The organism is Frisingicoccus sp. (genome assembly GCA_016298055.1).
In the GTDB taxonomy this organism is placed as follows: domain Bacteria; phylum Bacillota; class Clostridia; order Lachnospirales; family Lachnospiraceae; genus Frisingicoccus.
In genome coordinates, this window is the sequence record JAEDDO010000053.1 from 1 (window position 1) to 12992 (window position 12992).

14 protein-coding genes are annotated in these 12992 nt (G+C 44.0%); all 14 read right to left on the reverse strand.

Going from position 1 to position 12992, the window contains the following annotated elements:
• A partial coding sequence (locus tag QZZ35_RS05890; protein ID WP_330635542.1) for a CpsB/CapC family capsule biosynthesis tyrosine phosphatase occupies positions 1 to 214 on the reverse strand: 214 nt, incomplete at its 3' end.
• Between the two features lie 203 nt (positions 215 to 417).
• Complete coding sequence (locus QZZ35_RS05895) at positions 418 to 3060, reverse strand: SH3 domain-containing protein (RefSeq protein ID WP_291236559.1); 2643 nt, start codon at positions 3058 to 3060, stop codon at positions 418 to 420.
• A 126-nt stretch (positions 3061 to 3186) separates the two neighbouring features.
• Positions 3187 to 3696: a GNAT family N-acetyltransferase gene (locus QZZ35_RS05900; protein WP_291236560.1), complete on the reverse strand. Its 510-nt coding sequence runs from the start codon at positions 3694 to 3696 to the stop codon at positions 3187 to 3189.
• A 3-nt stretch (positions 3697 to 3699) separates the two neighbouring features.
• Positions 3700 to 5382, reverse strand: a complete 1683-nt coding sequence (leuA, locus tag QZZ35_RS05905) for a 2-isopropylmalate synthase (RefSeq protein WP_291236561.1) — start codon at positions 5380 to 5382, stop codon at positions 3700 to 3702.
• Positions 5383 to 5512: 130 nt separating this feature from the next.
• Positions 5513 to 5776, reverse strand: coding sequence for an HPr family phosphocarrier protein (locus tag QZZ35_RS05910; RefSeq protein WP_291236562.1), 264 nt, complete (start codon positions 5774 to 5776; stop codon positions 5513 to 5515).
• A gap of 111 nt (positions 5777 to 5887) precedes the next feature.
• Positions 5888 to 7120 carry a CdaR family protein gene (locus QZZ35_RS05915; protein WP_291236563.1) on the reverse strand — a complete coding sequence of 411 codons (1233 nt, stop codon included), beginning with the start codon at positions 7118 to 7120 and terminating at the stop codon, positions 5888 to 5890.
• Entirely contained in the window at positions 7098 to 7979 is an 882-nt protein-coding gene (gene cdaA, locus QZZ35_RS05920; protein ID WP_291236564.1) for a diadenylate cyclase CdaA, read from the reverse strand. Before cdaA ends, QZZ35_RS05915 begins: the two co-directional genes overlap by 23 nt.
• 40 nt (positions 7980 to 8019) lie before the next feature.
• On the reverse strand, positions 8020 to 9189 hold the full coding sequence (locus QZZ35_RS05925; protein ID WP_291236565.1) for a hypothetical protein: 1170 nt from the start codon (positions 9187 to 9189) through the stop codon (positions 8020 to 8022).
• Positions 9190 to 9191: 2 nt separating this feature from the next.
• Complete coding sequence (locus QZZ35_RS05930; protein WP_291236566.1) at positions 9192 to 9587, reverse strand: hypothetical protein; 396 nt, start codon at positions 9585 to 9587, stop codon at positions 9192 to 9194.
• Positions 9588 to 9691: 104 nt separating this feature from the next.
• Complete coding sequence (gene queF, locus QZZ35_RS05935; protein WP_291236567.1) at positions 9692 to 10174, reverse strand: preQ(1) synthase; 483 nt, start codon at positions 10172 to 10174, stop codon at positions 9692 to 9694.
• A 10-nt stretch (positions 10175 to 10184) separates the two neighbouring features.
• On the reverse strand, positions 10185 to 10859 hold the full coding sequence (locus tag QZZ35_RS05940; protein ID WP_291236568.1) for a queuosine precursor transporter: 675 nt from the start codon (positions 10857 to 10859) through the stop codon (positions 10185 to 10187).
• Between the two features lie 209 nt (positions 10860 to 11068).
• Positions 11069 to 12322, reverse strand: coding sequence for a CapA family protein (locus QZZ35_RS05945; protein WP_291236569.1), 1254 nt, complete (start codon positions 12320 to 12322; stop codon positions 11069 to 11071).
• Positions 12323 to 12342: 20 nt separating this feature from the next.
• Entirely contained in the window at positions 12343 to 12465 is a 123-nt protein-coding gene (locus QZZ35_RS05950; RefSeq protein ID WP_291236570.1) for a hypothetical protein, read from the reverse strand.
• Positions 12449 to 12992, reverse strand: a 544-nt coding sequence (locus tag QZZ35_RS05955) for an HD-GYP domain-containing protein (protein ID WP_291236571.1), incomplete at its 5' end; no start/stop codon positions are given. The genes QZZ35_RS05950 and QZZ35_RS05955, both read right to left, overlap by 17 nt.

The window sequence follows — 12992 nt, forward strand, 5'->3', positions numbered from 1 at the left end:
CCACCCAATCTTCCAGCATCTTAAAACGGCGTACAATCCTTCCTGTGGATGCCTTCGCCCGTGCTGTACCGTAATGTGGTGTTGCAATGATTCTGCGTGTTCCGGATTTATAAGCCATCCCAATCATTGCCTGCGATGTTTCCATTGCATCTGCGCCATCGTCCACAAACGGTACCACATGACAATGAATGTCTGTAAAACCGGAATACTTCATAATAATAGAACCACCACTTTAATTTAAAATTTAACTTATCTCGAATGCATAAATGCATTTGTATCTATATTACATAACTTTGTTTAAAATTGCAACCCCCTCCGCGTTTTTTTTCATATACACGGTACCGGGAGTATAACCAGGGGCAATGGGGACAGGTTCCTTGGCTCATTTATCTGAGTCAAGGAACCTGTCCCCGTTGTTTACTGTATATCAATATATTGTGCCATAATGTATCCGCTTGTTCCTGCGAAAGCAACCTGATACCAGACGATGCCTTCCCCGTCTTTTTCTGCGTCTTCGATAAGAACGGACACTCCGGATTTTAAGGTTGTGATGACTTCACAGTTGGATCCGGCTCCGCTGCGGACATTGACCAGTGCCGCATTGATAATGCCTTCTTTGCCTTCGATGCCTTCCATCGGATAGTCCTGACCTCCGGTGCTGCCGCTGCCGCTCTGTTCAACGGTTATGTAATCGGAGTGCATATAGCCTTCACCGCCCGCATACTGGATCTTATACCATGTTGCTCCGCTGCTGTCTTTTTCTTCACCGATGATGGTAACCGCTGTTCCCTTTGACAGGCTTGTCACACGGTTGTGCTCTGTTCCGGCCCCGCTGCGGACATTGACATAATCGTCGTTAACGGTACCTTTCTTGGTTTCCGTTGTTGTGCCGCCGGTGCTGCCGCCTGTACTGCCGCTGTCTCCGGAACCGTCAATGGTCACATAATCGGAATGTATATAACCTTCACCGCCGTTATATTTTACTTTATACCATGTTGCTCCATTGCTGTCTTTTTCTTCGCCGATGACTGTAACGACAGAGTTCAGTGAAAGTGTTGCGACAACGCTGTTGTTTGTTCCGGCTCCGCTGCGGACGTTAACCGAACTTGCATTGACTTTTGCGGATTTTTCCTGGTAGGATGGCTCTTCGCCCGGATTACCGCTCTCTGAGGAACCGTCAATCGTCACATAATCCGAAAGCATATAGCCTTCGCCGCCGTTATAGCGGATCTTATACCATGTTGCACCATTGCTGTCTTTTTCTTCACCGATGACTGTAATCACAGAGTTCAGTGAAAGTGTTGCGACAACCCTGTTATTTGTTCCGGCTCCGCTGCGAACGTTAACCGAACTTGCATTAACTTTTGCGGATTTTTCCTGATAGGATGGCTCTTCGCTTGGATTGCCGCCCTGGCTGCCTGAATCGCCGACAGTCACATAATCCGAATGCATATAACCTTCGCCGCCTGCATACTGGATCTTATACCATGTAGCTCCGCTGCTGTCTTTCTCTTCGCCGATGATGGTAACCGCTGTTCCCTTGGACAGGCTTGTCACACGGCTGTGCTCTGTTCCGGCTCCGCTGCGGACATTGACATAATCGCCGTTAACTGTACCCTTCTTAGGTTCCGTTGTTGTTCCGCCGCCTGTATTACCGCTGTCTCCGGATTCATCGATGGTCACATAGTCCGAATGCATGTAACCTTCACCGCCGTCAAACTTCACTTTATACCATGTAGCACCATTACCGTCTTTTGCTTCACCTGTAACTTTAACCGGTGTGTTGAGTGACAATGTTGCGACAACGCTGTTCTCTGTTCCCGCGCCGCTGCGGACATTAACAGAACTTGCATTGACTTTCGCAGATTTCTCCGGATAGGTTGTCTCACTGCCGTTGTTGCCGTTATTGCCCGAATCACCGATGGTTACATAGTCTGCTTTCATAAAGCCTTCGACTTCTTTATATTTAACTTTATACCACAAAGCACCGTTACTGTCCTTTGTCTCACCGACGACTCTCACTTCTTCATTCTGGGAAGCCACTGCGATAACAGAGAAGTTTGTTCCGGCTCCGCTGCGGATATTGACGCTGGCAGCATTGACAACACCCTGCTTGTCTGTCGGTGTGATACCGCTGTTTTCTTCTTCAACAATCTCAATATAAGCACCGGACACATAACCGGTCATACCTTCAATGGAGATTCTGTACCACAGATTACCGGAACCGTCACGGCCCTTTCCTGTGATCGTTACATATTCTCCATTCTGAAGCGTTACCTGAGAACCGTCGCTCCGTGTAAGATAACCCTTATCTGTTCCCATGCCGTTTCGCACATTCAGATAAGAAGCTCCGACGTTAACGCGTCCCTTAGCGGAGAAGTTCTCAACTTCACCGTTGCCCGTATCAATATTCCCCTGTCCCTGTCCGGTGGATGAGAAAATAGCAATACGTGTAACGCCTTCCTCCGAATAGTTTCCGAATAATGAAGTATAGGAGTATGCCGGGTCGAAAATATAAACGTTGCCGTCACTGTCTACTCTGTCGACAGCTACCCAGTGAGCACCGTGGCCTACAGAGACAACTGCGTAATAGCCCTGATCCAGATAGCTCTTGATCTGTGCCGCCTTATCATAACGGCTTCCGGAAAGTGAAACCTTATAGTTGGCCAGTGCAAAGCCTTCAACTGCACCATTCACTTTTGACCAGTATAATTCACTGTTTGAAGTAAATCCGCCATTATTACTTAAATATGTACATAACTTTCCCGGATCCACTCCGTATTCGTCGGCTGAACCGGAATGTACCATCAAAATTGCAATGGATGTGACCAGACATCCGGATTCATTCAATGTATCCGTACCCGGTGACATATACATGCCTGCCCATCGGCTGTCGTACTGTTTCCAGCTTCTGTATTCTCCCGTTGCTGCCTTAAGTAAAGCCCGTTCTTCTACGGCCGCCAAGGTTGCTGTCGGTTGATTATATTCACTGGCAAATACACCCATCGGTGTCACTGCCAATGATAAAGAAGTCATAAAAAGAATAAGTTTCTTGTTCATACTGTCTTCCTTCCAAAGTTACTTCGCTGTGCTCATTTTGCACGCTGATTTTAATGTGTCTAATTTATATTAACACATCTCATCTTAAATTTGAACCCTTTTCGTAACATTTTATTAACTTTTTATTCATAAGTCGTACACAAACACATAAAAGTCATCCTCGACCTCTGATTTTACATCCATCGGACGAAATCCTTCCTTTTGCGCAAAGGCCAATGATGCCTTATTTTCTTTGTGGATGCGCACAACGACCCTCGGGGCTTCCAGCTCTTCTCCTGCATATTCAAGCACAGCCCGAACAGCCTCAGAGGCATATCCGCATCCCGTATACCTGCCTGAAATCATATATCCCAGCTCGTACTCGCCCTCGTCACCGATCAACTCGACCTGGAGACCGCAGCGACCGATCAGCTCCCCGCTTTCTTTCAGGCAGACCGCCCAGAGTCCAAATCCATAAAAGCCATATATATAATGAATATAACTTTTCAGCTTTTCCAGCTCCTCCTCCGGATCTTTCGCCAGAGGTTCAATATATCGTGTATCACTCTCTTCATACAAACGATAAAGCCCCGCCAGATCCTCCGGGACAAACTCCCGGAGAATAAGACGAGGTGTCTCAATCCTAAACGTATCCATTATTTATTTAACCTCTTCAGGGTAGAAGAGACGATTCAGTGCACTGAAAATTGCACGGAAGGAAGAACGGTTGATATTGGAACTGATGCCGACACCGTAAGCGGATACGCCTGTGTCTGAATTGACCAGTTCAATATAACTTGCTGCCTGAGAATCGGAACCGATCGTCAGGGCATGTTCGTGGTACATCGTCAGTTTTGTACGGAAACCGGACTGCTGACACAGACCATGTTTAACCGCATCGATCGGACCGTTTCCAAAGCCTTCGATGACTTTCTCTTCGCCGTGATCTGTATATGTAAGAAGTACCTTTGTATCAAATTCACCGTTATCATCGCTGATATCTTCAATCTTCGCCTTACGGAAATGAAGTGGTTCCTTGGCATCGATATACATATTTTTGAATGTGGACATGATCTGTTCCGGAGTGATCTCGCCCTGAACTTCGGACATACCCTGAATCTTATCAGCCAGTTCTTTGTGCATTTCTTTCGGAAGTTTAAATCCATAGTACTGTTCAAGAACAAAGGCAACACCGCCCTTACCGGACTGGCTGTTGATACGAACTAACGGTTCATATTCACGACCCACATCGGAAGGATCGATCGGAAGATACGGAACTTCCCAGATATTGGAGTGACGTTCATGCAACGCCTGCATACCCTTGCTGATCGCATCCTGGTGAGATCCGGAAAATGCTGTAAATACCAGCTTTCCTGCATATGGGTGTCTCGGAGGGATGCCCATCTTCGTACAGCGCTCAACAACTTCAATGATCTCGTTGACATTCTCAATGTTCAGTTCCGGGTTGATTCCCTGAGAGAACATGTTATAAGCTACGTTCAAAATATCTACATTTCCTGTACGCTCACCATTGCCAAAAAGTGTACCTTCAACGCGGTCAGCACCTGCGAGCAGTGCAAGCTCTGTTGCCGCAACACCGCAGCCACGGTCGTTGTGCGGATGGATACTGAGAATGATCTTCTCACGCTCTGTAAAATGTCTGCTCATCCACTCAATCTGATCGGCATACACATTCGGTGTATTCATCTCTACAGTTGCAGGAAGGTTAAAGATGATCGGACGTTCCACTGTCGGCTGCCATACTTCTTTGACAGCTTCACATACTTCCAATGCGAAATCCATCTCTGTGCCTGTAAAGCTTTCCGGAGAATACTCAAGCCACAGGTTACCGTCAAAATTCTTGGCACCTTCTTTTACCATCTTTGTTCCTTCAATAGCGATCTGCTTGATGGCTTCTCTGTCTTTATGGAAAACAACATCTCTCTGAAGCGTGGATGTGGAATTATAAATATGGAAGACAACATTCTTGATTCCCTTGATCGCTTCAAAAGATTTATCGATCAGATGCTGGCGGCACTGACAAAGAATCTGTACACGCACATCATCCGGAATAAGCTTACGGTCTACTAATGTACGAAGAAAATCGTACTCCAGCTGGGATGCTGACGGGAAACCGATCTCAATCTCTTTAAAACCAAGTTTCACCAGCAGATTAAAAAATTCAAGTTTTTCTTCAACCACCATCGGATCGATCAGAGCCTGGTTACCGTCACGAAGGTCAACACTGCACCAGATCGGTGCTTTCTGGATCTCCTTATCCGGCCACTGACGTTCCTTATAATCTAATACGGGCACTCTCTTATATTTCTGATAATTCAACATTTTGTCTTTCCTCCCTGTAGATATTATAAGAATATTTGTATAGAAAAGTTTTTCACACTTTCCTATACATAATAAAAAGAGTATTGCAGAAGCAATACTCATAAATTCACTTTAGATATATAAATTTAAACTACTCACTCAGTCCGGTCTCAATGACATTCCTCATAGCCTCCAAAGCCATCTCCTCATCCTCACCGTCGCAGCATAGCTCAATAATATCTCCACACTTGACGCAGGCACCCAGCACACTCAATACACTCTTTGCATTCGCTGTACTTCCTTTAGCACCAAATGTAATCTGTGATCTAAATCTCATCGCTTCTTTGCAAAATATTCCGGCTGGTCGTAGGTGTAGCCCTGAAGGGTTCATGATTTTAATTTTATCGCTTACCATATCTCTTCTCTCCCTGCATTTTATCCGAACATCTAAAATGTTACCACTTTTTTCTCATTATGGCAACAGTTTTTTCATCGGCGGAAGAGGATTTTCTTCCGCAGATAGGATTTATTTTTTATCAATACGTATTTTTACGGTTGTCTCCGGCGAAAGGGTCACTTTCTGACTTGTTTCCAGAGTCAGATCCAATGTATAATTACCCGGTTCAAGACCTGTAACGTTCGCATGGAACTTTAAATCTACAGGATCCAGAGACTTAATATCTTCATCCAGTCCATTGATCACATAGCCAATAGATGAATCTCCGATCACCGTGTACGTGTAGTCGCTGAATTTTCCATCCAGTATAATATTACCAAAATCGATCACTCCGTTTGAAGACACATACTGACCGACTTTGATTGCAAGTTTCACTTTCTTATCCGAATCCGGCTTTACAAGTGAGGCTCCCAGATTCTTGACAATCTGCTCCAGATCCACTTCCGTCTCCGCATTCTCTGTAAGATTTTCAGCAATATAGTCATCCAGAACGATCTCTTCAATCTCATCCAGCACTTCCCCAGTACCCGCAATGGCAACTTCTGACGGTGAATAGTCCTGAGATACAATTCCATATCCCTCACCTGTTGTCACATCAACATTCCATCGAATAGGCACCACTTTTGTATCCAGAAGAGAAACATTCACTTTCAAGGCTTCCTCACTGAAAGTGAGGTCCGTGGAATCGATCCTGCTGCCATTCGAATCATAGAGTACCGGCTCAACAACAAAAGAACAGTCCTCGGATATACCGGAAACATTAACCACCGCATACACACTTGAAATCCGGTCAATCGTTGTCTTTGCGCCTTCAATTCGAATCATATTCGGCTCAACATTGATCGTTCCGAGTGCCTTGCCCGTAATAACTGTTCCCTCTGCCTTTGCAGACACAACTTTATCCACACTGGCCAGATCTTCAATGCTCACCCGCATCATCGTGTTGGCCCCCTTGACGATCGTCACCTGACTTGTCGTGTAGCGTATCGGTGTAACCTCGATCGGAACCGCACCGGTAAATGAAAGATTCGCCAGATCTGCCACAGCCTCAAAATCCTTCGCTGTCAGATCTTTAAGAATCGACTGGCGGGCACGCACTGTAACTGTCACCGTATTGCCCTCGATAACTTCATATGTCTTATCATTCTCACGAATCATCTCTTCATTGATCCTGGTTACCGGAATCTCAAGTGTTTTTGTCTGTTCCGGATCTTCCATCGTGACAACAACAAGCCAGAAGATAACAGCCAGACATAACGATATTAACTTTAAGCCTAAATTATTTGTCAGCTTCTCTTTCATTCTTAATGATTCTCCTCCATCGGCTCCGTTTCGTCACTTCCTGCTTCTTCATCAGTTTACCGAGCTGTTCACGCAGTTCCTCAGCATTCAGGCCTCTGAAAAGCATACCGTCATGGGCAATAGAGATCATCCCCGTCTCCTCGGACACAATAAGTGTCACACTGTCCGACACCTCACTGATGCCCACACCGGCACGATGTCTTGTTCCCAGTTCCTTGCTCAATAGCATGTTATCCGATAATGGCAGATAGCAGGTCGCTGCCACAATACGATTATCTCTCACAAACACAGCCCCGTCATGAAGCGGTGTATTATGTTCGAATATATTGATGAGCAGCTGGCTGCTCACCAGTGAATCCAGAAAAATCCCGGTCCGCTCATACTCGCTCAGACGTACATCCTGTTCAATGACAATGAGCGCACCCGTCCGCGCTTTTGACATCTCCATACATGCGCGGATAATTTCTGACTTTGTCTTCTCCTGAGTTTTTGCCTCCTGAAGATCGTCACTTCCTCCGCTTCCTATACTGAAAACGGATGTCAGAATATTTTTACGTCCGAGCTGCTCAAGGGCACGCCTCAGTTCGGGCTGAAACAGTACAAAAAGTGAAATAATGATCACACTGATCAGATTCTGGAACAGCCACAAAATCGTACTCATATTAAAAACATAAGCGAACAGCACAAAAGCAAAAATAACAAGCACACCTTTAAGCAGTGTCCAGGCTCTTGTATCGCGGATCCATATTAAAATGTAATAAATCAGCACACTGATGATCAAAATTTCGACCACATTCGTCAGCCGCATCGCCGGGATAAATGATATCATACGGCCAAACCAGCTTCCAATCGCTTCCATGCTGCACCTCCTTTACTCTGTCTTTAATTTGTACGTAAACTTATTTTCGATCAAGATCATCAAAATCAAATCCGTCAAAGGATAATTCATCAAAATCATTCAAAGGATCGATCTTTGGTTTTCTTACGGAAACCTTCGTATCCTGTTCTATTAATGTGTTCTTCACAGGAACCTTAAGTCTTGTCTCCTCGACTGTTTTTCCCGGTTCCTCCGGACGTTTTATCTCCGCTGCCGGTTCCTTCACTGTATCTTTTCGGTTTTTTCCCGTATTCTTCTTAGTACTCGACTTCTGACCAAATCTCTTGACCTTTCGTTCTTCTTTTGTCACATGGATCTTTGGAACGGCCTTCACATAATAATAGTAATCATCATCCTCAAACTGGAGATATTCCTTCTGTGCGTAATCCAGCGTGCATCCCATGAACTGGGCCAGAGCCGCAATAAGACCTCCGATCACAGAACCTGCGATCACCATAGCGATGGACATTCCCTGGATATTGGACGCCTGCATAGAGAGACCGATCACATTGATCAGTGTACCCACACCAATGGCAATATACCATGAATAATCGATAGACAGACGTGAAATACCGTATACTAAAAGAATGACAAGTGTGAAAATAAGAATATAGGCAATCATCTCTTTATCAGCGAAAAGTTTATCAAAAATATACTGATAACTTGCCATGATCTCCTGGACATCTGTTCCCGGATCACCTCTTCCTGCAGCTTCTTTAATATATTCCAGTACTTTAACAGCAATCACACCAAAAGCGATCGGAACTGCAGCAAAAGGATTGAATGCCATGGCACCGATCATCGGAATCATATAGTGCAGATTATATCTCGCCAACACCGGATATAATATAATCAGGATACCCTGTGACGGTGCAAATTTAAGATAAATAAAATAAAATAATAAAAATACGACCAGCGCGATCGCCGACAGTATCATCGATAGTTTAAATAAATGCAGAAGGATAACTGCAGCAAAAATAAGTACAAAAACCGAAACCGGAACAAAAGCACAGATGACGGACAAAACCACTGTCGGCACAATTCCCGCCAGAGATTCCAGATACCCCAGTTCACTGTTCACATACTGAAAAGCAAGAAATGCCAGGATCAGCTTCCCCACAGCTTTCACCGGATACTCGAAATTCTTATAAAAACCTATGATCTTTTCTTTTAATACAAGCAAATTTGTCATTCTTATTTGTCCTCCATCTCATTGAACTCACTCAAGGCATTCAGATCCTTATAATACCACCGGATACGTTTTTGTGCATCCGCATACTTCCAACCATAAAACATCACGCTTATGATACCGAAAATGATCATAACGACTGCATATGCAAAAAGAAATGTCTTTCCGAGAGCCATCAGATCCAGACTGGCGAAATTCTCCATATAGTACTCTGACTGAAGAACAATGTAGAGTCCAAGACACAAAACAAATCCGATCGTCGCACCAATTAATGTCTTCAACACATTCAGACGTACATAATCCCCCTGAAAATACCGGTTGATTTTCAGATCCTCTTTGCCTTCAGCCTTTTCATACATGGCACACCGGCTCATAATGCGGATTTTATCTTCATTGAGCATACAAACACCTCTCATTTACTCATCTTTTAAGCCCAAAAGGGCATTCTGGAAATATTATAGCATTAAAAAAGCACTGAGACAAGTATCTCAATGCTCTTTCGTATTTATCTGTTTCTTACAATTTCCGGATACATATCATGTTTCATCATACGTTCCCAGGCCGCCTGTTCCCATCTTGTTCCCGGTTTTCCGTAATTGCAGTAAGGATCAATGGAAATACCGCCGCGAGGCAAAAATTTGCCCCACACTTCAATATATTTCGGATCCAGTAATTTAATCAGATCTTTCATGATCTTATTCACACAGTCCTCATGGAAATCACCGTGATCTCTGAATGAGAATAAATATAATTTTAATGATTTGCTCTCCACAAGACGCTGATCCGGCACATAGGAGATGGTGACTGTCGCAAAGTCGGGCTGACCGGTAATCGGGCAGAGACTTGTGAATTCGGGACAGTTGAATTTTACAAAGTAATCATTATCCGGATGCTTGTTGCTGAATGCTTCCAACACGGAAGGATCGTAGTCTGTTTTATATTCTGTATGCTGGCTTCCCAGTTTCGTCAATTGTTCTTTTTCTCTCATAATTCACCTTTTATACAATTCGATACTTCACATTGTAATCAAACGTATCCATTTCTTCCTTTCTCTTAATCCAGTTTACAATTGCATAAGTTGCCGGTGTAAAGATGATCTCATAACATACTTTAAATAAGTACTGGAAGAAAATCATCTGAAGAAGTGTTGCATTTTCCATCGTTCCCCAAAATGAAACGGTGACAAAAATGACAGAGTCGAAACCTTCACCTACAAGGGTGGAAAGAATCGTCCGCACCCAAAGTTTTTTTCCGCCTGTCATCACTTTCAGTTTTGAAAGGACCATGGAATTTGAAAACTCACCGAAAAGATATCCTATAAAAGAAGCTGCTGCCACCCTCGGTGTTGTGCCAAGCACAGTTGCGTAGGCTTCCTGATTTGTCCAGAAATCCGGATGGGGAAGACCAATCGTGATCATGTAGACCCCAACGGCAAAGAAACTGCATGCAAATCCAAGCCATATGATAATACGCGCATTCTTAAATCCGTAAACTTCTGTGAAAATATCCCCGAAAATATAGGTGATCGGGAAAAGAATGACGGCTGCGGGAAGGGTGATGTTACTTGTGACGGCCCACATCTTTCCTGCAACCAGATTGGACAATAATAAACATGTAACATAAACAACAGTAATGATTAAAAATAATTTTGACACAGCTTTGTTATCTTTCATAATCTTCCTCCTTATAAACAAAGCGGACAACGAACTCCCGGAAAATAAACGTAAAAAAGCTCTGCAAAAAACGCAGAGCTACCGTTCATATCCTATGAGCTTATAGTCCTGGTTTTATTTTACGACAGGATGGTACAAACGAACTGTCGGTGCTGCACTCACAGCAACATTTTCATTATATCAAATCTTTTCCGGAAGTCAAGTCGTATTTACCCGATCTGGTCACTTCGCTCTTGGATAAGTTCACGCACCCTCTTGGCTTCATCCCCTTCAAGAATCGTCGGCTGATAATTGTTGCAGTCACTCTCCGAGGATACGGAACACGGAATAACATTAATCTCACTGTCCGTGATCTTCTTTGATGTATCAATCATAAATTTCTGCTGAAAAATCATCGTGTCCATCTCTGTCGGGTGATAGTTTCCTCCAAAACAGAAATTTCCAAGACTATAGGCGATGGTTTTTCCTTTATAAGTGTCAATGCCCTGAAGTACATGCGGATGATGACCGACAACCACATCCGCTCCCTCATCAATGGCCAGATGGGCAAGCATCACCTGATTATCATCCGGTACCCGTTCCAGTTCATTGCCCCAATGAAAGACGGCAACGATAATGTCCGCCCCGTCTTTTTTTAATTTGGCAATGTCCGATTTCACCTGGGGAATACGTTCTTCATGATCATCCAGCTCATATATTCCAAAAATTCCCACATTCACACCTTTGACCGGAATAATCACCGTCTCATCGTCTCCAAAAGTACGTATTTTATTTTTTTCCAGAATATTGACTGTATCTTTAAAACTTTCTTCACCGTAATCATAGCTGTGGTTATTGGCCATATTCGCCGCCTCGACGGACCCATTTGTCAGCACCTTCACATATTCCGGATCTCCCTTAAAGGCAAATTGTTTGTCCTTTCGCGTTGTCAGATCTGTCAGTGTTCCTTCCATATTAATGATCGTCAGATCATCTTTCTCAAAAACATCTTTTACATTCTGAAAAAAGTAGGCACTGCCATAGTTTTCATAATAGGCATTAAAACTGGTATCATAATAAAAATTTTCATCTGTTCCAAGAATGCAGTCTCCTGTAAAACTCAGAAGAATTTCCACCGGTTCGTCCAGAAGGGCCACAGTTTCACTCTCTACCACCGTACTTTTTGTGTTCGGAACCGTTTTTTCTTTTGAATCCTTTTTAATAAATCTGCCTGCAGCATAAACACCCATGCTGATCACTAAAAAGACAACCAGAACGCAGGCAAGGCATATCGCCGCCACCAGACGCCGCCGAAGTTTCATCTTATGCTTTCGAAGCGATTTGCGTGCCTGATTGATCCGACGACGTTCTTCCTCCGTCTTACAATTTTCGGCCATCATTTTTAATGTTTTGTCAACTCTTCGAAGATCTTTTTCATCCGACAGATTCTCTATCGTTTTTTGTAATATATTTTTCTCTTTCATGTTCCTCCCCCTGAAACCTTTTATCTTTTGTTATCGACAAAAATATTTACCACTTTTTCACGCATGTCTAAAAATGCTTCTGCCAGAATCGGTTCAAAATCTCTGCCGCTGCCATCCCGGATAATATCAAAACATTGATCCAACGGCATAGCCGCCCCTGACCGTATGCTGTTTCATTATGTCAAATTCCTCATCGGTCAGTTTCCCCGGCTTCTGAAGAATGGCATCCGGTATGGCAATTTTTCCCACATCATGCATCGGTGCCGCCAAGAGCAGATTGTGTATGTAATCCTTTGTAAGTATATCTCTGTAATATCCTCTTCGCTGAATTTCCTCCGCCAGAAGTGCTGCATACCGGGTCGTCCGTTTAACGTGCCCGCCTGTATTATCATCCCGGTTTTCAATAAGAGTGGCAAATCCCATAACCATCTCTTCATGATACCGGCTTAATTCTCTCATGGCAGGGTCTTCCTGATTCATATACGTTCCTAAAATGATCATCATCGTTCCCACGCTGGTCACAAGTGCATCCGGAACCACCATCTGATAGGAGGTCACCCCGATAACTACGAGAAGACATGTAAATATGCTCACCCGCCTGTGCATCTGTATATACCGCCATCTTCGAAAAAAGATCCACACCGCCGACGCTATGTAAACGCCTGCCATA

What these genes read in the sequence shown, in the direction of transcription:
- queF (WP_291236567.1), bottom strand. Translation starts at nt 10,174, where the DNA reads ATGAGAGAAAAAGAACAATTGACGAAACTGGGAAGCCAGCATACAGAA.
- QZZ35_RS05895 (WP_291236559.1), bottom strand. Translation starts at nt 3,060, where the DNA reads ATGAACAAGAAACTTATTCTTTTTATGACTTCTTTATCATTGGCAGTG.
- QZZ35_RS05945 (WP_291236569.1), bottom strand. Translation starts at nt 12,322, where the DNA reads ATGAAAGAGAAAAATATATTACAAAAAACGATAGAGAATCTGTCGGAT.
- QZZ35_RS05910 (WP_291236562.1), bottom strand. Translation starts at nt 5,776, where the DNA reads ATGGTAAGCGATAAAATTAAAATCATGAACCCTTCAGGGCTACACCTA.
- QZZ35_RS05930 (WP_291236566.1), bottom strand. Translation starts at nt 9,587, where the DNA reads ATGCTCAATGAAGATAAAATCCGCATTATGAGCCGGTGTGCCATGTAT.
- QZZ35_RS05900 (WP_291236560.1), bottom strand. Translation starts at nt 3,696, where the DNA reads ATGGATACGTTTAGGATTGAGACACCTCGTCTTATTCTCCGGGAGTTT.
- QZZ35_RS05915 (WP_291236563.1), bottom strand. Translation starts at nt 7,120, where the DNA reads ATGAAAGAGAAGCTGACAAATAATTTAGGCTTAAAGTTAATATCGTTA.
- QZZ35_RS05925 (WP_291236565.1), bottom strand. Translation starts at nt 9,189, where the DNA reads ATGACAAATTTGCTTGTATTAAAAGAAAAGATCATAGGTTTTTATAAG.
- QZZ35_RS05940 (WP_291236568.1), bottom strand. Translation starts at nt 10,859, where the DNA reads ATGAAAGATAACAAAGCTGTGTCAAAATTATTTTTAATCATTACTGTT.
- leuA (WP_291236561.1), bottom strand. Translation starts at nt 5,382, where the DNA reads ATGTTGAATTATCAGAAATATAAGAGAGTGCCCGTATTAGATTATAAG.
- cdaA (WP_291236564.1), bottom strand. Translation starts at nt 7,979, where the DNA reads ATGGAAGCGATTGGAAGCTGGTTTGGCCGTATGATATCATTTATCCCG.